Origin of the sequence: Paenibacillus graminis, assembly GCF_000758705.1 — a bacterium.
Lineage (GTDB): Bacteria > Bacillota > Bacilli > Paenibacillales > Paenibacillaceae > Paenibacillus_AQ > Paenibacillus_AQ graminis.
Window position 1 is genome coordinate 3,122,843 of the sequence record NZ_CP009287.1, and the last position, 23,458, is coordinate 3,146,300.

Annotated in this window: 21 protein-coding genes; 20 read left to right on the forward strand and 1 reads right to left on the reverse strand. The window is 53.0% G+C overall.

Annotated elements, in window-relative coordinates; genetic code table 11:
* Nucleotides 1-32: 32 nt before the first annotated feature.
* The 16 genes from PGRAT_RS12855 to spoVM all read left to right on the forward strand — a co-directional run bounded on the left by PGRAT_RS12855 (nt 33) and on the right by spoVM (nt 17,645).
* Nucleotides 33-1,907 (forward strand): bifunctional homocysteine S-methyltransferase/methylenetetrahydrofolate reductase, encoded by a 1,875-nt coding sequence (locus PGRAT_RS12855; protein WP_025704313.1) that lies wholly within the window; start codon nt 33-35, stop codon nt 1,905-1,907.
* Between the two features lie 38 nt (nt 1,908-1,945).
* Nucleotides 1,946-2,836, forward strand: a complete 891-nt coding sequence (locus PGRAT_RS12860) for a YicC/YloC family endoribonuclease (protein ID WP_025704314.1) — start codon at nt 1,946-1,948, stop codon at nt 2,834-2,836.
* 51 nt (nt 2,837-2,887) lie between these two features.
* Nucleotides 2,888-3,148: an extracellular matrix/biofilm regulator RemA gene (remA, locus tag PGRAT_RS12865; protein WP_006209218.1), complete on the forward strand. Its 261-nt coding sequence runs from the start codon at nt 2,888-2,890 to the stop codon at nt 3,146-3,148.
* Nucleotides 3,149-3,166: 18 nt separating this feature from the next.
* Nucleotides 3,167-3,736, forward strand: coding sequence for a guanylate kinase (gene gmk / locus PGRAT_RS12870; protein ID WP_025704315.1), 570 nt, complete (start codon nt 3,167-3,169; stop codon nt 3,734-3,736).
* Nucleotides 3,737-3,790: 54 nt separating this feature from the next.
* Complete coding sequence (gene rpoZ / locus PGRAT_RS12875; RefSeq protein WP_025704316.1) at nt 3,791-3,991, forward strand: DNA-directed RNA polymerase subunit omega; 201 nt, start codon at nt 3,791-3,793, stop codon at nt 3,989-3,991.
* A gap of 302 nt (nt 3,992-4,293) precedes the next feature.
* Nucleotides 4,294-5,526, forward strand: coding sequence for a bifunctional phosphopantothenoylcysteine decarboxylase/phosphopantothenate--cysteine ligase CoaBC (gene coaBC, locus PGRAT_RS12880; protein ID WP_025704317.1), 1,233 nt, complete (start codon nt 4,294-4,296; stop codon nt 5,524-5,526).
* Nucleotides 5,526-8,057, forward strand: coding sequence for a primosomal protein N' (priA, locus tag PGRAT_RS12885; RefSeq protein WP_042266708.1), 2,532 nt, complete (start codon nt 5,526-5,528; stop codon nt 8,055-8,057). Before coaBC ends, priA begins: the two co-directional genes overlap by 1 nt.
* Before the next feature lie 133 nt (nt 8,058-8,190).
* Complete coding sequence (def, locus tag PGRAT_RS12890; RefSeq protein ID WP_025707141.1) at nt 8,191-8,676, forward strand: peptide deformylase; 486 nt, start codon at nt 8,191-8,193, stop codon at nt 8,674-8,676.
* A gap of 5 nt (nt 8,677-8,681) precedes the next feature.
* Nucleotides 8,682-9,620 carry a methionyl-tRNA formyltransferase gene (gene fmt, locus PGRAT_RS12895; protein ID WP_025707142.1) on the forward strand — a complete coding sequence of 313 codons (939 nt, stop codon included), beginning with the start codon at nt 8,682-8,684 and terminating at the stop codon, nt 9,618-9,620.
* 38 nt (nt 9,621-9,658) lie between these two features.
* Nucleotides 9,659-11,128 carry a 16S rRNA (cytosine(967)-C(5))-methyltransferase RsmB gene (rsmB, locus tag PGRAT_RS12900; RefSeq protein ID WP_081954791.1) on the forward strand — a complete coding sequence of 490 codons (1,470 nt, stop codon included), beginning with the start codon at nt 9,659-9,661 and terminating at the stop codon, nt 11,126-11,128.
* A gap of 406 nt (nt 11,129-11,534) precedes the next feature.
* The gene (gene rlmN / locus PGRAT_RS12905) at nt 11,535-12,578 is read left to right on the forward strand and encodes a dual-specificity RNA methyltransferase RlmN (protein ID WP_025708249.1); all 1,044 of its coding nucleotides are present in this window, start codon (nt 11,535-11,537) and stop codon (nt 12,576-12,578) included.
* Between the two features lie 6 nt (nt 12,579-12,584).
* Entirely contained in the window at nt 12,585-13,361 is a 777-nt protein-coding gene (locus tag PGRAT_RS12910) for a Stp1/IreP family PP2C-type Ser/Thr phosphatase (RefSeq protein WP_025708250.1), read from the forward strand.
* Nucleotides 13,358-15,589, forward strand: a complete 2,232-nt coding sequence (pknB, locus tag PGRAT_RS12915; protein ID WP_025708251.1) for a Stk1 family PASTA domain-containing Ser/Thr kinase — start codon at nt 13,358-13,360, stop codon at nt 15,587-15,589. The genes PGRAT_RS12910 and pknB overlap by 4 nt, the downstream gene beginning before the upstream one ends.
* 119 nt (nt 15,590-15,708) lie before the next feature.
* On the forward strand, nt 15,709-16,614 hold the full coding sequence (gene rsgA / locus PGRAT_RS12920) for a ribosome small subunit-dependent GTPase A (RefSeq protein ID WP_025708252.1): 906 nt from the start codon (nt 15,709-15,711) through the stop codon (nt 16,612-16,614).
* Nucleotides 16,615-16,618: 4 nt separating this feature from the next.
* Nucleotides 16,619-17,287 carry a ribulose-phosphate 3-epimerase gene (rpe, locus tag PGRAT_RS12925; protein ID WP_025708253.1) on the forward strand — a complete coding sequence of 223 codons (669 nt, stop codon included), beginning with the start codon at nt 16,619-16,621 and terminating at the stop codon, nt 17,285-17,287.
* 277 nt (nt 17,288-17,564) lie between these two features.
* Nucleotides 17,565-17,645 carry a stage V sporulation protein SpoVM gene (spoVM, locus tag PGRAT_RS12930; RefSeq protein WP_020431362.1) on the forward strand — a complete coding sequence of 27 codons (81 nt, stop codon included), beginning with the start codon at nt 17,565-17,567 and terminating at the stop codon, nt 17,643-17,645.
* 199 nt (nt 17,646-17,844) lie between these two features.
* Here spoVM and rpmB read toward each other — a convergent pair whose 3' ends face one another.
* A complete protein-coding gene (gene rpmB / locus PGRAT_RS12935) occupies nt 17,845-18,033 on the reverse strand; it encodes a 50S ribosomal protein L28 (RefSeq protein ID WP_019911441.1) in 189 nt (62 codons plus the stop codon).
* Nucleotides 18,034-18,224: 191 nt separating this feature from the next.
* Here rpmB and PGRAT_RS12940 point away from each other — a divergent pair, with 191 nt between their 5' ends.
* The 4 genes from PGRAT_RS12940 to PGRAT_RS12955 all read left to right on the forward strand — a co-directional run bounded on the left by PGRAT_RS12940 (nt 18,225) and on the right by PGRAT_RS12955 (nt 23,398).
* The gene (locus PGRAT_RS12940) at nt 18,225-20,012 is read left to right on the forward strand and encodes a DAK2 domain-containing protein (protein WP_025708254.1); all 1,788 of its coding nucleotides are present in this window, start codon (nt 18,225-18,227) and stop codon (nt 20,010-20,012) included.
* Nucleotides 20,013-20,117: 105 nt separating this feature from the next.
* Nucleotides 20,118-20,978 (forward strand): DegV family protein, encoded by an 861-nt coding sequence (locus tag PGRAT_RS12945; protein ID WP_025708255.1) that lies wholly within the window; start codon nt 20,118-20,120, stop codon nt 20,976-20,978.
* A 13-nt stretch (nt 20,979-20,991) separates the two neighbouring features.
* Nucleotides 20,992-23,043 (forward strand): ATP-dependent DNA helicase RecG, encoded by a 2,052-nt coding sequence (gene recG / locus PGRAT_RS12950; RefSeq protein ID WP_025708256.1) that lies wholly within the window; start codon nt 20,992-20,994, stop codon nt 23,041-23,043.
* 67 nt (nt 23,044-23,110) lie between these two features.
* The gene (locus tag PGRAT_RS12955) at nt 23,111-23,398 is read left to right on the forward strand and encodes a stage VI sporulation protein F (protein WP_025708257.1); all 288 of its coding nucleotides are present in this window, start codon (nt 23,111-23,113) and stop codon (nt 23,396-23,398) included.
* Nucleotides 23,399-23,458 lie beyond the last annotated feature (60 nt).

Sequence of the window (23,458 nt, forward strand, 5' to 3'; positions counted from 1 at the left end):
AAACTATGGACTGATTAGGGGAGGTTCTTGCGGTGAAGCCGGATTTACGCTCTGCATGGAAGAATAACGTGTTGGTCGGAGACGGGGCGATGGGAACCTTTTTATATCAAAAAGGCTTTCCGGTCGGCATCTCCTATGAAGAATTAAATCTCACCTCTCCGGAGGTTATTGAGGATGTGCACCGCAGTTATATTGGAGCGGGAGCGGTGCTGCTGGAGAGCAATACGTACTCAGCCAATTATGACAAGCTGTCGAAGTTCGGGCTGGAGGCCAAGGTCGGTGATATCAACCGTGCCGGTGTGCGGATTGCGCGGCGTGCCGCAGGTGATTCCGGTTATGTTGTCGGTGCGGTGGGCTCGATCCGCGCCGGCAAACGGGCAAATCTGTCCAGCACGGAGCTGAAGCGGTTTTATGCCGAGCAATTTTCGGCGCTGCTGGAAGAGCAGCCTGACGGCATCCTGCTGGAAACCTTCTATGATGTGGAGGAGCTGCATTTGGCGCTGAGATCCGTGCGCAAACTCAGCGACCTGCCGGTGATCTGCCAGCTTGCTGTGGATGAGACTGCGCGTACCCTCGACGGATTAACGCTGCCGGAGGCTTTTCATATTCTGGAGCAGGACGGGGCGGATATTATCGGCTTCAACTGCCGGACTGGTCCCAACGGCATTAAGCGGGCGCTGAAATCGCTGCAGGGAAATCTCAGGCTCCCCGCTTCCATATACCCCAATGCCGGTATCGCCGATTATGTGGACGGGCAGTACCGCTATGGCGCATCGCCGGAATATTTCGGCCAGATGGCTCCGGTTTTTGCGGATATGGGTGCCCGGATTATCGGCGGCTGCTGTGGTACAACGCCACAGCATATTGCCGAAATCTCTGCTGCGCTGCGTGACTATACTCCGCAGCCCCTGCCCGAACCAACGGGGCAGAGAAATTCCGAGCGCCTGATGGTCCAGGAGCATCTGGCAGAGGATGAGGAACGTGACGGCAGAGAGCCGACACTGGTTGATCTGGTCAAGGAACGCCATACGGTGATCGTGGAGCTTGATCCGCCGCGTGATCTCGATATTGCAAAGTTCATGCGGGGTGCGGAAGCACTGCGCAAGGCAGGTGCAGATGCGCTGACCCTGGCGGACAATTCGCTGGCCGTAACCCGGATGAGCAACATGGCGCTGGGACACCTGGTGCAGGCCCGCACAGGGCTTCGGCCCCTGGTCCACGTTGCCTGCCGGGACCGCAATCTGATCGGAACCCAGTCCCATCTTATGGGGTTCGATGCGCTGGGGATTGATCATGTGCTCGCAGTAACAGGTGACCCGGCCCGTTTCGGGGATTTGCCGGGCTCGAGTTCCATTTATGATCTGACCTCATTTGAGATTATACGGATGATCAAGCAGCTCAATGACGGCATCGCTTTTTCCGGCAAGCCGCTGAAGCAAAACGCAAATTTTGTAATCGGGGCTGCATTTAACCCTAACGTCAAGCATTTGGACAAGGCTGTTGAACGGCTGGAGAAAAAAATTGCTTCCGGTGCAGATTATATTATGACCCAGCCCGTATATGATCCGGAGCTGATTGCACGGATTGCGAAGGCTACGGAGCATCTGGAAATTCCTATTTTTATCGGCATTATGCCGCTGGCCAGCGGACGCAATGCCGAATATCTGCACAATGAGGTGCCCGGCATTCAACTCTCCGCAGAGGTTCGCACCCGTATGCAGGGACTTGAAGGCGAGGCAGGGCGTGCAGAGGGAGTGCGGATCGCCAAAGAGCTGCTGGATGCGGCCACTGCGCATTTTAACGGCATATACCTGATGACGCCATTCATGTTCTATGATATGAGTGTGCAGCTTCTGGAGTACGTGTGGGCAAAACAAGGACGCAAATTGTCCCCCTTGTTTCGCTAGTAATAATCAATTACAATAGTGTAATGGATGTGATTCCGTTGTCATTTAGCATGACCGGATACGGTCAATCATCCCTGCAATTCGGCGGTTACAAGATAACGTTCGAAGTCAAATCGGTGAATAACCGTTACTGCGAAGTTGTGCTGCGGATGCCCCGGGATTGGACGGTTTATGAGGATATGCTGCGAAGACAAGTGCAAGCTCATATCAAACGGGGACGGGTCGATGTCATCATTAACAGGGAGCATGCCGATGAGGCCGATTCCGCACAGGTGCTGAACCGCTCGGCGGTACGTTCTTATTTGAAGTCGGCACAGCAGCTGAGTAGAGAATTTGGAATCGGCGGTGAGCTTCAGCTCCGCGACATCCTCGCTCTTCCGGGTGTAATGGAACTCAAGGAAGATGTACATGCATTAGCCTCATCCCAGGACCTCAAGGATACCCTTGAGCAGGGGCTGAACGGGAGTCTGGAAGCCCTGATGGATATGCGCGCCCGTGAAGGCGGATTTCTTGCCGCTGACCTGCTGGGGAGGCTGAATCATTTGGAGGAGATCCATGCTGAAATGGCTGGACTGGCTCCTGTTGTGGTTAGCGAGTACCGCGAGAGACTGCGGCAGCGGCTAACCTTGCTGAATGACGGTACGTTCCCTTTTGAAGAGCATAAATTCGGAATGGAAATGGCTATCTTTGCCGACCGCTGTAATATTGATGAAGAGCTTACCCGGCTGTATAGTCATTTTGAACAATGCAAGGCTGTGCTGAAGAGCAGTGAGCCTGCAGGACGCAAGCTGGATTTTCTCATTCAGGAGATGAACAGGGAGACGAATACTATAGGGTCCAAATGCAATTATCTCACTCTGGTGAACCTGACGCTGGATATGAAGGCCGAGCTGGAGAAGATACGTGAGCAAGCAGCGAACCTGGAATGACAGCTGCCTGAAGTAAGCGAAGATGTAACCTATGGGGGGAACAACCGGAACATGGCAATTAAATTAATCAACATCGGCTTTGGAAATATTGTATCGGCCAACCGTATTATTTCCATTGTCAGCCCGGAATCAGCACCAATTAAACGTATTATCCAAGAGGCAAGAGACCGGCATATGCTGATCGATGCCACTTACGGCCGCCGGACGCGGGCCGTCATCATCACGGACAGCGATCATGTCATTCTCTCGGCTGTGCAGCCTGAGACAGTGGCGCACCGCCTGTCCAGTAAAGATGACGATAATGACGAATAACAACAAATGGAGTGTACTATGTCTAGAGGATTGCTGATCATTTTATCCGGCCCTTCCGGTGTTGGTAAAGGAACCGTATGCACCGCACTGCGGCCGAAGATGCCCGAGCTTGTCTATTCTGTTTCAGCGACTACACGCTTACCGCGTGAAGGTGAAGAGAACGGAGTCAACTATTTTTTTAAGACCAGAGAGCAGTTTGCGGCCATGATCGAAGCCGACCAGCTGCTTGAATATGCGGAGTACGTAGGCAATTATTACGGTACTCCGCGTGACTTTGTGGAGAGAACTCTCGACAGCGGAAGAGATATTATTCTGGAAATCGAGGTTCAGGGAGCACTCAAGGTCAAGGAGAAATTTCCCGAAGGCATCTTTGTATTCCTGCTTCCCCCGTCTATGGACGAGTTAAAGGACCGTATTCGCGGGCGCGGTACAGAACATCCTGATGTCATCAGCCACCGTATGTCCGTGGCGGAAGATGAGATCAGCCTGATCCGGCATTACGATTATGCAGTAGTGAATGATGAGATAGATCTGGCCTGCAAGCGAATAGAAAGCATCATTATCGCCGAACATTGTAAGGTGAGATGACAGGCACAACAGAACTTAAGCTCATATTACAGAAAAGATAAAGAGGTGTCTTACGTGCTATATCCATCCATTGATGAAATGATGACCAAAGTAGACAGCAAGTATTCCCTGGTGGTTGCTGCAGCCCGCCGGGCGAGAGTGCTCCGTGAAGGCGGCAGGACTGATATCAAAGTTCCAAGATCGCACAAGTTCGTTGGTGTTGCGCTGGAGGAAATTTATGAAGACCGTATCGTGGTAACCCGCGGCGAAGAGTAGCCGAAGGTGCCCTGCTAGGCCATTACAGAAACGGACGCTGCCTTTTATAAATAGAAGAATTTATAGGCTTCGCGCTATAAATTATCCTTCTATTTCTCGCTGAAACGGGTACCGTCCTTTTAAGGGCGGTTTATCCGATTCTGCTTGGGGCTGCTGCCGTTTCTTCTTGGGTTAGGGGTCTGTAGTTTGAACGTAGTTCTTAATAGCCCGGACCGGGCGGTATCTGACAACCGGAAGGTTGTTATTTTTTTCTCAAAAACTGAGGATTTTTCAGGTGACAAGGGAACAGGGGGGAGATTACGTTGAAGAGCTTACAGGGCAAAACGATTATTTTGGGGATAACCGGAGGGATTGCTGCCTATAAAGGCGCGGCTTTGACCAGCAAGCTTACACAAAAAGGGGCCACGGTGCATGTGATCATGACCGCTTCGGCCAAGCAGTTCATTACAGAGCTGACACTGCAGTCCTTATCCAAGCAGCGTGTTTACAGCGATACCTTTCAGGAGCGCGATCCGTCTTCGATTTCGCATATCGACCTGGCGGATTCCGCCGATCTTGTATTGGTTGCACCGGCAACCGCCAATATTATTGCCAAAATGGCACACGGCCTGGCGGATGACATGCTGTCTACCACCCTGCTTGCGGCCACAGCCCCGGTGATGGTGGCACCGGCGATGAATGTGCACATGTATCAGCATCCTGCGGTGATTGACAACATCAACACGCTGCATAAGCGGGGAGTGAAATTCATAGAGCCGGGTGAAGGACAGCTGGCTTGCGGTTATGTAGGAAAAGGGCGGCTGGAGGAGCCGGAAGAGATTGTAAAGGTGGTAGAACAATTTTTTGCGCTGCAGGACAGTGCAGCGAATGGGCCGCTCGCCGGTAAAAAAGTGGTAATAACTGCAGGCGGAACGATTGAGCGCATTGACCCGGTCCGCTATATTACCAATGATTCCTCCGGCAAAATGGGTTTTGCCCTATCCAGGGCTGCACGTGTTATGGGAGCAGAGGTCACCCTCATTGCTGCGCGCACTGATGAGGCGCCTCCGCAGGATCCGGAGATTCGTGTGGTCCGGGTTGAATCGGCTGCGGATATGTACGATGCAGTACTGGACGCCTGGAAAGATTGCGATATCCTGGTCAAAGCTGCGGCTGTGTCGGATTACCGTCCGCGGCAGAGCGCGGAATCCAAGATTAAGAAGAGCGGGGATACGCTGAACCTTGAGCTGGTAAAAACAACAGACATTCTGGAGAATCTGGGGAAACACAAGGATAAGCAGTTTCTTATCGGTTTTGCAGCCGAAACAGGCAATACCGAATTTTATGCCAAAGACAAGCTGGTCCGCAAAAATCTGGATTTGATTGTTGCCAACGATGTTACCCTGGAAGGTGCCGGATTCGGTTCGGACACCAATATTGTAGCCGTCTATGATGCAGAAGGGCTGGTGCTTAATCTGCCGCAGACTTCCAAGGATGAAGTAGCACGGCAGCTGCTGCAGCTGGCGGTTAAGCGTATTTCCGGAGCACAATCATAATGGAGATAGCCAAGGTCATTGTCGATGTTCCTGTGCGCAGCACTGACCGGCCGTTTGATTATTTGATACCAGACTCGCTTAAATTATGGATTGAGGTGGGAAGCCGGGTAGCAGTGCCCTTTGGACACCGTACGGTGCAGGGTTTTGTAGTATCCCTGGAATCCGGGGAGACAGGTACAGTATCCGGTATGAAGCCGATACAGGAAGTGCTGGATCTGCTTCCCCCGCTGTCTCCGGAGCTGGTTGAGCTGGGGGATTGGATGAGCCAAAGATACGCCTGCAGGCGGATATCCGCACTTCAGGCGATGCTCCCTACGGCTCTAAAAGGCAAGGCTGAACGGCTGATAACGCTCGGCGATGCAGCGGATGAGGGGGACAGTACGGCTGACGAGCTGTTTCCGATGTTCCTGGAGACTGATGAGGAGGAAAACCGGATTTCAGAATTTGTCGGACGCCATGGAGAAGTCTCCATGAAGCTGCTGACCCGGACCTTCCCCCAGGCTGCGGAGACGGTAAAGTTTATGCTCCGCCGCGGCGTATTGGCCGAGAGCCAGTCAATCAAGGACAAGATGGGCAAAAAGAAGCTCAAGGCGGTTGATTTGGCCATAGGGCTCTCGGCAGCCCGCGAATCCCTTGCCGGATTTCCGGCGCGTTCCGCCCGCCAAAAAGAAGTGCTGTCTTTCCTGATTGACATGGAGGCTATGCTTCCGATGCCGATGAAGGATATATTGTCAATTCTGCAGGTTACGGCGGGGACAGTAAAAGCCCTGGAGGATAAGGGGTTTATTGAGATCAGCGAGATTGAGGTATACCGGGACCCTTACCGGGGGCGTGATTTCAAGCCCAGCACACCGCTGCCGTTGACGAAAGAGCAGGAAGCTGTATATAACAGAATTGCCGCAACTGTGGATGAGCAGCGCCATGAAGTGTTTTTGCTGCATGGAGTTACCGGAAGCGGCAAGACAGAAATCTATCTTCAGTGTATACAGCGCTGCGTGGATCAAGGGCGGCAGGCGGTTGTGCTTGTGCCTGAGATTGCTCTCACACCGCAGATGGTCGAGCGGTTCAAAGGCCGCTTTGGGAGTGGTGTCGCCGTGATGCACAGCCGTTTGTCTGTGGGCGAGCGGTATGATGAATGGCGCAAAATCCGTGAAGGGAAAGCATCGGTGGCTGTAGGCGCCCGTTCCGCGGTTTTTGCTCCGTTCATGAGTCTGGGTCTCATTATTATGGATGAAGAGCATGAATCCTCCTATAAGCAGGAGGAGAATCCGAAATACCATGCCCGGGATGTTGCGGTCCGCCGTGCAGAGCAGGGGGGAGCTGCGGTTATCCTTGGCTCCGCTACACCTTCGCTGGAGAGCTATCATGCGGCCAGGTCGCAGAGCGATATTCATTTCTCGCCAGTCCTGCTGCACATGCCCAGCCGTGCACTTGGCAATGAATTGCCCAAGGTGCATGTGACGGATATGCGGGAGGAGCTGAAGGAAGGGAACCGTTCGATGTTCAGCCGCCGGCTCCATACGGCTCTGGAGAGCCGGCTGGAACGTGGGGAGCAAACGGTGCTCCTGCTGAACCGCAGAGGGTTTTCCACCTTTGTGATGTGCCGCAGCTGCGGTTATGTGGCGGGCTGTCCCGACTGTGACATCTCGCTGACCTACCACAGCCGCAGTGATAATCTCCGCTGCCACTACTGCGGCCACGCCGAACCGGCGCCCAAGCTGTGCCCGGAATGCGGAAGCGAGCATATCCGTTTCTTTGGCACCGGCACCCAGCGGGTTGAGGAAGAGCTCGGCAAGCTGTTTCCCGGCATCCGTGTCATTCGTATGGATGTAGACACTACCACGGAGAAGGGTTCGCATGAGAAGCTGCTGAACCAGTTCAGGGACAAAAAAGCCGATGTGCTGCTGGGCACGCAAATGGTAGCCAAAGGGCTGGACTTTCCAGACGTTACCCTGGTGGGAGTGATTACCGCCGATTCCGCGCTGAACCTGCCTGATTTCCGGGCGGCAGAAAAAACTTTCCAGCTGCTGACACAGGTTGCCGGCAGGGCAGGACGCCATCAGCTTCCAGGCGAAGTGGTTGTGCAGTCCTATACGCCGGAGCATTATTCCATCGTTCATGCCAGCGGGCATGATTACCACTCTTTTGTACGTGAAGAACTGAAGCACCGCCGGGAACTGCATTACCCTCCTTATTGCAGGCTGATTCTTGTCACGCTTTCTCATGAACAGCTGCCGGTGCTGCTGCGTTTGGCGGAGAATTATGCGCTGAACCTGCAGGGCAAAGCGCGGCAGCTGCGCTGGTTCGGCAGTCTGGACAAGCTGTCCTCCGATGCGCTTGATCTGCTGGGTCCTGTCGCATCCCCGCTTCCCCGGCTAAAAGGCCGGTACCGGTTCCAATGTATCATCAAATGGCGCGGCTCTATTGATGCCATCGGACTGGCCCGTGAAGTGGCGGAAGAGCTGGAGGATTCGGTTCGTGATACCGGACTGCAGATCAGCCTGGATGTAGATCCGCAAATGTTGATGTAATCAGCAGGCGTGATACAATAAGTACGCATTGCAGAAAATTCATTAATGTGCAGGATATAAAGTTGAAGAAAGCTTATATAGAGAGTTCAGAATTAGCTATACTATAGAAATGTTCAAGGATGGTGTGTTTGTAATGGCTATAAGGCTGATCGTGAAAGAACCGGATGAAGTGCTGCATAAGACAGCTAAGACGGTGACCAAGGTAACCCCCAATGTTCAAAAGCTGCTGGATGACATGGCGGATACCATGTACGACGCGGAAGGCGTTGGACTGGCCGCCCCGCAGGTCGGTATCCTGAAACGGCTGATCGTCGTGGATGCCGATGAAGAGCATGGATTGATTAAGCTGATCAATCCGGAAATTGTCAGCATGGAAGGTGAACAATTCGGACCGGAGGGATGTCTTAGTATTCCGGGCCTGAATGGTGATGTGCGCCGTGCTGAGACGGTAACCGTGCGTGGACTTGACCGTGAAGGCAACGAAGTGACGATTACCGGAAGCGGCCTGCTGGCCCGGGCGTTTCAGCACGAGATTGACCATCTTAACGGGGTGCTGTTCACGGATATTGCCGAGAAGGTATACGAGTATACCGCTGAGCGCAGCGAAACTGGGGAGTGAATGGAATGAAGATAGTGTTCATGGGGACTCCGGCATTTGCGGTGCCTTCCCTGCAAATGCTGCTGGAGGAGGGGTATGAGGTAGTTGCAGTCGTCACCCAGCCGGACCGGCCGCAGGGACGAAAAAAGACACTGACCCCTTCTCCGGTCAAAGCGGCAGCCCTGTCTCTGGGACTGCCTGTGCTGCAGCCTGAACGGATGCGGCGTCCTGAAGCCGTAGCTGAGCTGGCTGCCTATGAGCCGGATCTGATTGTTACGGCAGCTTACGGACAGATTCTCCCCAAAGCGGTGCTGGAGCTTCCGCAGTACGGTTGTGTGAATGTTCACGGCTCGCTGCTGCCGAAATACCGGGGCGGTGCGCCGATTCAGCGCTGTATTATCAATGGCGAGAAGCTTACCGGGGTTACCCTGATGTATATGGCGGAAGGCCTGGACACCGGAGACATGATCTCACGGGTAGAGGTTCCAATCGAAGAGGAGGACACTTCGGGAATTCTGTTCGAGAAGCTTAGCGTGGCGGGATGTGAGCTTCTCAAGGCGGAAATGCCCCGGCTGGCAAAAGGGCGCGTGCAGGCAACTCCGCAGGATGACAGCGAAGCCACCTACGCGCCGAATCTCACCAGGGAAGATGAACGGATTGATTGGAGCGTAAGCTCGCAAGAAATTTATAACCGCATTCGCGGACTGGTGCCGTTCTCTGGCGCTTTTACCCTCTGGAACGGGGAAACGTTCAAGGTGTGGGCAGCGCAGAAACCTGCTGCGGACGGCGGAGGCAGCGGGGCTGTGCCCGGTACGGTCATTGAGGTGAGCGGCGATGGCGTAAAGGTGAAGACAGGCAATGGCAGCCTGTCCCTTACTATGGTTCAGCCAGCCGGCAAAAAGGCTATGACCGCAGCTGATTTCAGCCGGGGCGCTGCGATGAAGCCCGGGACGGTGCTGGGTTGAGCGCGGGCAGCGGCGGCGCGGACCGCAAGAGGCCGCTTATGCAGCCGGACGGCGGCAGGAACGGCGCAGGAGCATCTGGAGCAAGCCCGGCAGGCGGCAGTAAAAGAAAAGGAACGGCAGGCAAACCTGCTCGGTCGGGTGCCGCAGATACCCGGGCAGCCGAATCTGCCCGGGAAGTGGCGCTCGATATTCTTGTCCGTGTTGAGCAGCAGGGAGCCTACAGCAATCTGCTGCTGAACAGCAGCTTGCAGAAATCTGCGCTCAGCCGTGAGGATGCTGGGCTTGCCACGGAACTGGTATACGGCAGCATATCCCGGCTCCTTACCCTGGATTTTGTATTGGACGGGTTCGTCAGCAAAGGCATTGCCAAACTTCAGCCCTGGGTACGCAATTTGCTGCGCTTAAGCTTGTATCAGATCATGTATCTGGACCGGATTCCCTCACATGCAGCCGTTAACGAGGCGGTAAATATCGCCAAGAAACGCGGTCATCAGGGAATATCGGGAATGGTGAATGGGGTACTTCGGAGCGTGCTGCGTGCCGAGGAGCTTCCGGTATTGCCGGAGAATCTCAGCCCTGAGCAGCGGATTTCTATCCTCCATTCCCATCCCTTGTGGATGGTGAAGCAATGGGCTGCGGAGTATGGACTGGATACCGCTGAAGCAATGTGCGCTGCGAACAATGAGCCGCCTGCGGCCAGTGTGCGTGTGAATCTTACAATGATCAGCCGCGATGCGCTGCTGGAACAGATGCTTGAAGCGGGACTTGCAGCTTCGCCTTCCCGGGTCAGCCCCTACGGCATTGTAGTCAGGGGCGGCGGCAATCTGGCTTTGACCTCCTGGTACCGGGACGGTTACTTGTCTGTACAGGATGAGAGCTCCATGCTTGTGGCTGAAGCGGTGGCGCCGGAGCCGGGCATGAGGGTGCTTGACTGCTGCGCCGCACCGGGCGGCAAAAGCGCCCACATGGGCGAACTGATGAAAGACGAAGGTTATATCTACGCAAATGATCTGCATTCCCACAAAGCCCAGCTGATTGCAGATCAGGCGCAGCGGCTTGGCCTGGACTGTATTGCCACAGGCAGCACTGACGCACTCCTGCTGGCCCGGTCGCTTGAACCGGAATCATTTGACCGGATTCTGCTTGATGCACCCTGCTCGGGTCTTGGGGTCATCCGCCGCAAGCCCGATTTGAAATGGCGCAAACAACCGGAGGATGTAGCCAGTGTGGCTGCTCTTCAGGCTGAGCTGCTGCAATCGGTATCCCGGCTGCTTAAGCCCGGCGGTATTCTGGTGTATAGCACCTGCACTACAGAGCAGGAAGAGAACAGCAGCGTAATCGCTGAATTCCTCGGGAACAATCCCGGGTTTACTTCGGCAACCTTTACTTCGCCGGTGTGGCAAAGAGTGCAGGGAACCGCACTGGCGGCAGGAGAAGGGCTTCAGCTGTTGCCACAGCATTACGGCAGTGACGGCTTCTACATTTCCAGGCTGCAAAGAATCTTGTAACATAGCAGTTTCTAAAGGCATTTACCGGTTTCCCGCCCGCGGGTCTTTATGCGTGGCGGGCTTTTCTTTTACCGGCTCTGATATTTGTGTTAAAATAGGAAGAATGAGAAATAATACGCATAACCTTAACTGTATAAGATGAACTTAAAAATCATAAAAGGGTAGGAGTGCGGAGGGGAAGTTTGGAACTGGAAGAGCGAATGCGTCCGCCTTTGTCACCGGATTTCAACCGTTAAAAGATGTTCAATTAAGAAATCTGGGGACAACAGCGGCTGGAAGTCCAAACATTCCCCGCAGTTACGACCATACCAACAATGTAAAACTAAAGTTCAACTTATATAGAACTGATTGGTGAGCGTATGCTGATAAATTTCTATATCTTAAGAAAGTACAGGTGCTAATTCTAATGAAACCTTTAATATATGATTTTTCTCTGGAAGAGTTGCAGCAGTGGGCCAAGGACAACGGAGAGCCCGCTTTTCGCGGGGGGCAGATTTTTGACTGGCTGTATGTCAAGCGGGTCAATGATTTCGAATCGATGAGCAATTTGTCCAAGGCGCTGCGCGCCAAGCTGGATGAACAGTTCCGCATAGCGGCGCTGACGGAAATTACAAAGCTGGAGTCCAAGGACGGCACAGTGAAATTCCTGTTCGGTCTGCATGATGATCATGCGATCGAGACCGTTATTATGAAGCATAATTATGGCAACAGCGTCTGTGTAACGACACAGGTAGGCTGCCGGATCGGGTGCACCTTCTGCGCCTCAACTCTCGGCGGTCTTAAACGCGATCTGACTGCTGGCGAGATTGTGGCCCAGGTGGTTCGCTCCCAGCAGATTCTAGATGCCCGCGGTGAGCGGGTCAGCAGCATTGTAATCATGGGCACGGGTGAACCCTTTGAGAATTATGACGCGACTATGCGGTTTCTGCGTCTGATGATTCATGAGAAAGGCCTGAATATTGGACAACGGCATATCACGGTATCCACCAGCGGAATTGTGCCGAACATCTATAAATTTGCTGATGAGGATACCCAGATCAATCTGGCGATCTCCATCCACGCACCTAATGATGCGCTGCGCTCCAAGCTGATGCCGGTTAACCGGCGGTATCCTTTTGATGATGTGATTGAGTCCCTGCGGTACTATCAGGCTAAGACGGGCCGCCGGATCAGCTTTGAATATGCTCTGATTGGCGGTGTCAATGACCAGAAGGAACATGCGGAAGAGCTCGCCGGGGTGCTTAAGACCATGCTCTGCCACGTGAATCTGATTCCCGTGAATCATGTGCCTGAGCGCAAGTATGTACGGACTTCCCGCAATGATATTTTTGAATTTCAGCGTATTCTGGCCGACCATGGCGTAAATGTTACCATCCGCCGTGAGCAGGGCCATGATATAGCGGCCGCATGCGGACAGCTGCGTGCCAAACACATGGAGAAGTTGGGGTGAGGATATTTGATCAGAACAGTTCATGCCAGCGACATTGGCCGGGTACGTACCGTCAATGAGGATTCAGTCTGGATCGGCGTGACACAAAACGGCTATACCCTCGGCATTATCGCCGATGGAATGGGCGGACATCTGGCTGGCGATACCGCAAGCCGTCTTGCTCTGGAAACCATGAAGAATGCCCTGTACGGGCTTCAGCCTGATCTGCCGGAGGAAGAACTGCAGCATGCGCTGTCTGCCGCCATATACGAAGCTAACCATGCGGTCCACAATGAGGCATCAAGCGACGAGAAATACCATAATATGGGTACAACGGTCGTTGCTGTGCTGCTTAAGGGGGAGGCCGGGTATATCGGCCATATCGGTGACAGCCGAGCCTATTTGATCAAGGATGGTGCAGCCGTCCAGTTAACCGAGGATCATACGCTGGTCAATGAGCTGTTCAAGAACGGCCAGATCAGCCTCGAGGAGCTTGATAACCATCCGCGCCGCAATGTTCTGACCAGGGCGCTGGGGACGGATGCCGAGGTAACGGCTGATCTGGCGCCTGTACGTCTGGAACTGGGGGAGCTTCTGCTTCTATGCAGTGACGGCCTCAGCAATTTCGTCAGCCAGGAGCATTTGGGGAAAGTGGCAGGGATACAGGAAATATCCTTAGAGGAACGAGCGGACCGTTTACTTCAGTTGGCTTTGCTGGCAGGCGGCGGCGATAATATAAGTGTCGCTATGTTAGAACATCAAGGAGAGGCCGCTGTGCCCGAGACAAAGGAGTGGGAAAGATGATCGGTCACGAATTGGGCGGCCGTTACCAAGTGATTGAACGCATCGGAGGAGGTGGCATGGCGCTCGTCTACAGAGCCCATGACATTCTGCTTAACCGGAACGTTGCTATCAAGGTTTTGCGAAATCAGTTTGTGCATGATGAGGAATTTATCCGCCGTTTCCGGCGGGAGGCGCAGTCCGCTGCGTCGTTGTCACATCCAAATGTGGTTAGTATATATGATGTGGGACAGGAAGATGAAATTCATTATATTGTCATGGAGTATGTAGAAGGCAAGAATCTGAATGAGATTATCAAAGAACGGGCTCCACTGCAGGTGGATGAAGCCGTACGTATTGCCTCCCAGATCTGTGATGCGCTGGATCATGCCCATCAGAATCAGATCATACACCGGGACATCAAGCCGCATAATATCCTGATCGGGCGCAATGGAAGAGTTAAGGTGACGGATTTTGGGATCGCCAGGGCCGTCACTTCCACAACGATAACCCAGACGGGCTCAGTAGTCGGATCGGTGCATTATTTTTCGCCGGAGCATGCCAAAGGGGTGACGACGGGGGAGAAGTCTGACCTTTATTCCTTGGGGATTGTGCTTTACCAAATGCTTACCGGAGTGCTTCCTTTTTTGGGCGAAAGTCCGATCAGCGTAGCCTTGAAGCATTTGCAGGAGGAATTTGAAGAGCCTCGGCTGCTGAATCCGCTGATTCCGCAAAGCGTTGAAAATGTCATTTTAAGATCCATGCGCAAAAATCCTGAGGAACGATATCAGTCAGCGAAGGAAATGCTGCAGGATCTGGAGACCTGTCTGCTTCCGGAACGGCGCAGTGAAACCAAAACGCAGTTCCATGATGAGGAAGACGAGGACAGAACCCGCATTATTCCGGCAATCAGGCCCATGCAGCGGGGGCTCGGCAGCCGCGCTGGCAGCGGAGAAGAGCGGATGAGGCGGGATGAAGAGGAGGAGCCCCGCAGTCCGGGCAAGCGCAAGTCGGGGCGTGCTGTGCTGTGGATCAGCCTCACATTGCTGGTGCTGCTTGCTATGGGCGGAGTGGTCTGGTACGTAAATGCCAAGCTTGCCGTAGATGAAGTAGCGGTCCCCAAGGTGACCGGTATGTCTTTTGAAGCAGCGAAAGCGGAGCTTGCCAAGGTCGGGCTCGTTGCCGACGAACCGCCTACGGGGGAATACAATGCAAATTTCGAGCCTGATGTAGTATGGAAGCAGAGTAAAGAGCCGGATACTATGGTCAAGGAAGACACGCATATCGCTCTTACAGTAAACATTGCCAAGCCACTTACTAAGATGATTCCTTTAGCGGGCAAGACTGAAGAAGAAGCGATTAAGCTGCTGATCGCTGAAGGTGTGGATCAGAGCCGGATTACCCCGGACCAGCGCTACAGCGAGGATTTCCCTGAAGGGCAGGTTATCGGCACAGAGCCAGCCGTGGACAGCGAGTATGATCCGGCGACGGCGACGATCAAGCTGATTGTGAGCCAAGGGAAAGAGACCGCTGATGTGCCTGATCTTACTAACAAGCCGCAGGGAGAGGCGAAGAGCCTGCTTGAAGCGGCAGGTCTTGTCCTCGGTGAAGTCAAGGAGGAATCCAGCTTCTCCGTCGAGAAAGGCATCGTTATGGAGCAATGGCCTTATGAAAAAGGCGATACCGCTTCGCCAGGTGAAAAGATTAACATTACCGTTAGTAAAGGTTACCCTCCTGAAGCGTTGGAATATACATTCAATGTACCGGTAGCCCCTTCGGTTGAAGGTACCAAGACCAAAATCCGCATTATTTATGCCGATGCCCGCAAGGACGGCGAGAACCAGGAATGGGGAACGCGCACGATTGCCAAAAGCCAAAGGCTGTCTGTGAAATTGCTGCTGGCCCCTAATAAGGACGGTTCCGTTTCTGTCTACCAGGATGGTGATTTTGTGGCCACCTATTCGATTAAATATGCGGATGCCAAAAATGGAACGGTGCCTGATCCGGAACCTCCGGTCCAGCACACTCCTGAGCCGACTCAGGCACCAACAGAACCGCCGCCGGCTTCTGCCGATCCAACGGTAGAACCTGAGATTCTGCCTCCATCTACTGAAGAAGGCACAACTACAGGTTCAGTGAATCAGACAGGATATGTAGCCAGCAATGACGGCAATGGGCAGACAGCGGACAATAAAGTCAATGACAAAGATAAAGGAAACAGCAAGGAAAAAGGCAATAACAAAGACAAATAAAAGAGACAAACTGAGCTGCCCGGGAGAAATCCCCGAGCGGCTGCAGTCAGCAGAATGACCCGGGTAGCCTGTTAACTTGGGTCATTTGTGCAAAATCAGGAGAGGATGGCTCATGATGTATGCCTGAAGGAATTATCATCAAAGCATTAAGCGGTTATTATTACGTCAAACCGCTCCGCGATGGATTGATTGCTGCCGAGGAAGAAGCTGTACAGTGCCGGGGAAGGGGAATTCTGAAGAAGAAAGGGATCGCTCCGCTTGTTGGCGACCGTATTAAATACGTCCTGACTGAAAATGGGGAAGGCATGGTTGATGAGCTGCTTCCCAGGGAGTCCGAGCTGATCCGCCCGCAGGTAGCCAACGTCAAACTGGCTGTGCTGCTGTTCTCTGTACGCGAGCCGGATATGAATCTGAATCTGCTGGATAAATTTCTGGTTCACATTGAGCATTCCGGCCTGGAGACACTGATTGTGCTGACGAAGCAGGATTTGGCCGAGGACGACGGCGAAGCCACGAATCAGGTCAAAGAACTGTACGAGCACATCGGATATGAAGTGATGGTCACAAGTTCGCTTACCGGCTCCGGCAGCCAGGAGCTGCGGGAACGTCTGGCCGGAATCATCAGTGTCTTCTCCGGACAGTCCGGTGTGGGTAAGTCCACACTGCTGAACCGCCTTGTGCCCGGCCTTGGGCTGGAGACGGGGGAGATCAGCCTCCGCTTGGGCCGGGGACGTCATACGACCCGGCATGTCGAACTGATGGATATTGGGGGAGGCGGCTTTGTGGCCGATACTCCGGGCTTCAGCCAACTTGATTTTCTGGAATTGGGTGTGGAAGAGCTGTCCGCCTGCTTCCGTGAGTTTTCCTCCTATGCCGAAAACTGTAAATTCCGCGGGTGCAGCCATATTCATGAACCGGGCTGCCATGTCATTGAGGCTGTGAATTCAGGAGCGATCGCAGACAGCCGATATGAGCATTACAAGCTGTTTTACAATGAAATGAAAGATAAAAAGCGGAGGTACTAACATTATGATCACAATCGCACCATCGATATTGTCAGCTGATTTTGCTGCGCTTGGCGCTGAAGTTGCACAGGCGGAAGCCAGTGGCGGAGACTGGATTCATGTAGACGTTATGGACGGCCATTTTGTACCGAATATTACGCTCGGACCGCCGATTGTAAAGGCTGTGAAGGCTCATACCTCTTTGCCGCTTGATGTTCATTTGATGATTGAGAACCCTGAACGCTATATCCCTGAGTTTGCAGCTTCGGGGGCCAGCGTCATTACAGTTCATGCCGAGGCTTGTGTACATCTTCACCGCGTGGTGCATCAGATCAAGGAGCTGGGTCTTCTTGCAGGAGTAGCAATCAATCCGGGTACACCCGCTTCGGCGGTGCGCGAGGTGCTGGAGGATGTCGATATGGTGCTGGTAATGACTGTGAACCCGGGCTTTGGCGGACAGTCGTTTATCCCGCACACGCTGAAGAAAATCCGCCAGATCCGCGAGTGGGCCCGGGAAGTCAATCATACCTCCCTGCGTATTGAAGTTGACGGAGGCATCGCTGAAGCAACTGCCCCGCTGGTCGCTGAAGCGGGAGCAGACGTTTTGGTGGCCGGAAATGCCGTGTTCGGACGCAGTGACCGCGCAGCGGCCATCAAGGCGATCCGTGAAGCGGCAGAAGCGGCCCTGCGCTAATCGTAAGCACACGTTCGAACTAATGGTATAGGCCAAGTTGCTGACGCATAAATATGGTTACATGAGCAGAAATCTCATGTAGCCTTTTTTTGAGTAGAATACTTTATATGAGCGCTATAAAGTATCTTTCTATTTCTCGCTGAAACGGAAGCCGCCTCTTCCAGAGTACGGCACAGCCGGTTCTGCTAGGTTCAATAAGGGAGGTCTGCATTCGTTACGTTAGCGCACGACAGGAAAGTCTCCTACCGTACGGCATGAATTGATGGGAGGGTTAATGATGAAATTTTATACGTTCAAGCTGCCAAGATTTTTGGGAGGTTTTGTTAAAGCGATTTTGAACACTTTTCAGAAAAGCTGAAGGCGGAATAGAACAGAAAACATGAAAAAAGCACCTTACATATGTAAAGGGTGCTTTTTGCTTCAAATATAAGACTTTATAAGCTCTGCGCTATAAAGTATCCTTCTATTTCTCGCTGAAACGGATACCGTCTATTTAAGGACGGCATGGCCGTTTCCACTTGATATGAGATATCGCTAGGTCTCAGAGTAATCCAAGACTAAACGCGTTCAACTTTGCCGGCTTTCAAAGCACGGGTGCTGACGTACACGCGTTTCGGTTTGCCGTTCACGAGGATACGGACCTTCTGAACGTTAACTCCCCAAGAGCGACGGTTGCGGTTATTCGCATGGGATACATGGTTGCCGCTGCCCGGTTTCTTGCCAGTTACAGTACATTTGCGGGACATAGATTACACCTCCTTGTTACTTACACCTGCGTAAAACAATACTTAAATATAATATCACAGCAAAATTTGCTTCGTCAACCGCTTCAAAAACATTTATTTCTTTTGGCTCTTATAGTACAATATAGATTAGTGTATTATGTCCAGTTAATCATAGCATTGATTAGGCATGAAGTTAGGAAGGGGAATCCTCATTGAGTAAGCGTTCTATAAACGGAACAGATTTTACCGCAATGGTACTCGCCGGAGCGGAGAAGCTGCAGCAGCATGCAGAGCACGTCAATTCCCTCAATGTATTTCCGGTTCCGGATGGAGACACGGGTACAAACATGAATTTGACGATGACCGCAGGCGCGAACGAATTGAAAAAAAATAATACCGCCTCTGTGGGCCAATGTGCAGGAGTATTATCCAAAGGTCTCTTGATGGGGGCACGGGGGAACTCCGGCGTTATTTTGTCACAGCTGTTCAGGGGCCTTGGACGGTATGCAGCCCAATATGATGAGTTGAACACGCAGCAATTCGCAGCAGCGCTGCAGACCGGAGTGGATACAGCCTACAAAGCGGTGGTCAAGCCGGTAGAGGGAACAATACTTACCGTCGCCAAGGAAGCTGCCAGACATGCAGTCTACTATGCGCGGCGTACTACGGATGTTACAGAGCTGATGACTGAAGTCCTGGCTAGGGCCAAAGAAGCGCTCGCTAACACACCGGAGCTTCTGCCTGTGCTCAAACAAGTGGGCGTTGTAGACTCCGGCGGTCAGGGTTTGGTTTACATTTATGAGGGCTTCCATCATTATCTGACCTGCAGCACCGGGACAGCAGTGCCAGTACCTGTACAAGGACAAGCCACTGCTTCCGCTCCTGCGGCATCGCCCTCAGCGGTGTTAACCAAACATGAGAACGTATTGTCCTCCGTGCAGTCATCCGCGCAATCACAGCTGTCTACGGAAGACATCGAATTTCTATACGACATGGAATTTTTTATTAACCGGCTGCTTGGCAGTCCCGCCAAAGCGGAATTTGATGAGGAATCGTTTCGGAAAGCGTTGTCAGTTAATGGAGATTCCATTATTGTCATTTCGGATGATGAGACCATCAAGGTCCATGTTCATTCCAAGACTCCGGGCGAGGTCCTGAATCTGGCGCTGCAATATGGCGAAATTACGCAGATCCATATTCTTAACATGCGGGAGCAGCATCGCGATCTGCTGACCGCCGGCATGGATATCGCACCTATGCCGGATCTGTTTGCGGATATTCCGCAGGAAGAGAGCAGCGTGCAGGCACCGGCGGTTCCACCTGCAGATGACATGGCACAATACGGATTTATTGCTGTATCGTCCGGTGAGGGCATCTCAGATATTTTCCGCAGCCTCGGTGTGGATGCCATTCTGTCCGGCGGACAGACGATGAATCCCAGCACGGAGGATTTCGTTAACGCGATCTCGTCTATTTCGGCGAAGCATATCTATCTTCTGCCTAACAACTCGAACATTGTGCTTGCGGCTCAGCAGGCCAAGGAGCTGCTGGAAGGCGAACGTGAGATAACCGTTATTCCAAGCAAAAGCATCCCGCAGGGAATTGCCGCCGCTTTTGCCTTCCAGGAAGACGATGCGGTCGACACGAATACCAGCAACATGCTGGAGGCGATCTCCCAGGTTAAATCGGGACAGATTACCAATGCGGTCCGTGATACGGTTATTGAGGACCTGGAGATTAAATCCGGGCAGTATATCGGAATAGCCAATTCGAAGATTGTATCCGCTGCGGATGATCTGCTGGCGGCCAGCCAGGCGCTCTTAAAAAGCATGCTGGAGAATGGTGATGAGATTGTTACAGTATTGACGGGTGCTGAATCTGAGGATTATGTCACTGAAGCACTGGAAAACTGGCTTGAAGAAGCCTATCCTCAGGTGGAAGTAGAGATTCATAAGGGCGGCCAGCCGCTGTATTATTATCTTTTTTCCGTTGAATCCTAGGTAGACACTTTACTCCTTATATAGTCTCACGCAGAAGCGCTGCGGTGTTCCTGACCAAGTGATCATCCGGCGCTTCTGTCCAATCATAGTTAGGGGAGGTATACCATGAATCGTACCGTAATCGTCACCGACAGCACTTCCGATATCCCGCCGTCCATGGCTGAAGCTTTGGGCATTGAGGTCGTTCCGTTGACCCTGATGTTCGGCGAGGAAGCATTCCGGGATAATGTGGATATGACACCGGAGCAATTCTATGAACGTCTTCCCCGTTCCACTTCGCTGCCGACTACCTCTCAGCCGTCACCGGTTGAGTATATGAATGTATACCAGGGGATTCTGGAACGTTATCCGGGATGCCGCATCCTTTCTTTTCATATTTCCTCAGGTCTCAGCGGCACGTACCAATCGGCTGTTCTGGCTAAATCCATGCTGGAAGAGAAGGGGGAATCTATCACCGTTGTGGATTCGCTTTCGGCTTCCTATGGATTCGGTTTTATGGTGGTCGAAGCGGCACGGCTGGCTGCGGAAGGACATAGCCCGGAGGATATCCTGGCACAGGCAGAGCGTCTCCGCCAGTCCCGCAAGCTGTATTTTCTGGTCGATACGCTGGAATATCTGCAAAAGGGCGGCAGAATAGGCAAAGCCTCCGCTTTTCTGGGAACGCTGCTGAACATCAAACCCATTCTTTCTATTGATGCGGAAGGAATCATCTACGCAGTCGAGAAGGTTAGGGGGCGCAAAAAGGCAGTAGCCCGCATGATCGAGCTGTTCAAACAGGATCTGCCGGGTGTGGACAAAATCAATGTGGCCGTGGGTCATACGGCTGAACCGGCTTCCGGCGAAGAGTTCCTTAAGGAATTGGCCGGACACTTCACCCTGGAAGAGAAAGTGCTGACGAACGTGGGCCCTGTAGTAGGGAGCCATGTCGGCAACGGTACTTTAGCCGTATTCATCTGGCCCGCGTAAATAGGGGATGAACATGGGGATTTCTTTGGATTCAATCGAGGTAAAACAAATAAATGGCGTGAGCGCTCAAAAGCAAAACGAGCTTCACGCCTTTGGCGTCTTTACAGTCAAGGATCTGCTGGAGTATTATCCATTCCGCTATGATGATTTCCGGCCCCGCAGCTTAAGCGAAATCAAACATGGCGACAAAGCGACTCTTGTTGCGAAGGTGATTGGCATCCCGGTATTGCAGCGCTTTGGGGGCAAATCCCGGTTGAGCTGCAAAATGGTAGCCGAACCGTGGATGTTCACCGCAACCTGGTTCAACCAGCACTATGTGCGGGAGCAGCTGACGGCCCAGCGCGAAATTGTGATTACCGGCAAATGGGATCAAAAGCGGAATGCCATCACCGTGACGGATTATGAATTTACGGACCGGGGAGAAGGTAAGATCGGCACCTTGCAGCCGGTCTATTCCGTTGGGGGCAAGATCACGCAAACCTGGATACGCAAAATAATCCATCAAGGGCTGCAGCAATACGGCGAGCTGATTCCGGAAATTCTTCCGCATTCCATTATACGAAAATATGAGTTCATGTCCCGCAAACGGGCCATTGCTACGATTCATCGCCCGGAGGATACACGAGAGGGCCAGCAGGGGCGGCGCCGGATGGTCTATGAGGAGCTTTTTTTATTCCAGCTCAAGGTACAGGCCTTCCGTGTGCTGAACCGCGGCAGGATGGACGGTGTGGTGCATACGGTTGACAACGCTACGGTCAGGCAGTTTGTCCGCAGCCTGCCTTTTGAGCTGACGGATGCCCAGAAACGCGTGGAGCTCGAAATTCTGCAGGATATGCGATCACCGTATTGCATGAACCGTCTTTTGCAGGGCGATGTGGGTTCCGGCAAAACCGTACTTGCGGCAATTGCCCTCTATGCCACCGTGAAATCCGGATTTCAGGGGGCACTGATGGTGCCCACCGAGATTCTCGCGGAGCAGCATATGCGATCGCTCACCAAGATGTTTGAACCGTTCGGAATTACCGTAGGCCTTCTGACGGGAAGTGTGACCGGCCGCAAACGCAAGGATCTGCTGGCCTCGCTGCAAATGGGAATGCTCGATATTGTAGTCGGTACGCATGCCTTGATTCAGGAGGATGTGTTTTTCCGCGGGCTGGGAATGGTTGTTACAGATGAGCAGCACCGTTTCGGCGTCAACCAGCGCAGTATTCTGCGCCGCAAGGGCTATAACCCGGATGTGCTGACCATGACAGCAACGCCTATTCCGCGTACGCTGGCGATTACTGTCTTCGGCGATATGGATGTATCCACACTTTCGGAGCGGCCTAAAGGACGCGTGCCGATCATGACCTACTGGGTCAAACCTGATCTGATGGAACGGGTGCTGAAGCTGGTCAACCGCGAGGTCGACCAAGGCAGGCAGGCGTATCTGATTTGTCCGCTGATTGAGGAATCGGAAAAGCTGGATGTACAGAATGCGATTGATTTGCATATCCAAATGTCGCAGGCTTTTCCCCATTACAAGGTGGGGCTGCTTCACGGGCGGATGACCCCCGGGGAAAAAGATGAGGTTATGCGCGCCTTCTACAGCAACGAGATTCAGCTGCTCGTCTCCACGACGGTTGTCGAGGTCGGTGTGGATGTTCCCAATGCCACGCTGATGATCATTATGGACGCGGACCGCTTTGGATTGTCTCAGCTGCATCAGCTGCGCGGCCGGGTTGGGCGCGGCCAGCACGCTTCCTTCTGTGTGCTTGTAGCGGATCCGAAGTCCGAGATCGGGCGTGAGCGGATGACAGCGATGACCGATACGGATGACGGCTTCGAGGTATCGCGCAGAGACTTGGAGCTGCGGGGGCCTGGAGATTTCTTCGGGACCAAGCAGAGCGGGCTGCCGGAGTTCAGGCTGGCGGACATGACCGCCGATTTTGAGGTGCTGGAGCAAGCCAGGGACGATGCGGCAGAGCTGCTCAAGGATACAGACTTTTGGACATCCGCTGATTATGCGCCGCTGCGGAACTATCTGCAGAACGAGCAAATTTTTCAAGGGGATATCATCGATTAATTAGGCACATGCACCGGCTTTCCCTCATATACTGTGAATGATTGGAATATGACAGGAGGTGCTGCGCGTGGGCTATCAGCAATTTGGAATCAGTCCCCAGCTGGTGGATCGCATCAAGCTGAAGATGAAGAATCCGGCTGTTAAAGAACGAGTTAAGAATATGATTAACGGAATCTCCAAGCAGGAGCTTCAGGATACTGCGGTGGTGCGCAGGCTGGTGCGCAATGCTTCTGCAGTACTGGGGGAGAAGCTGACCTCGGCACAGGAAGAACAAATTGTGAAATTTGTGATTGCCCAGAAGATAGACCCCAATAATACGTTTCATTTGATCCGGTTGTGGGGGATGTTCCGGTAGAGGGCTGCAGCTCATGCCATAGGAATGGCGCAAGCCGGTGTTCCTTAAAAAGCGTTCCCG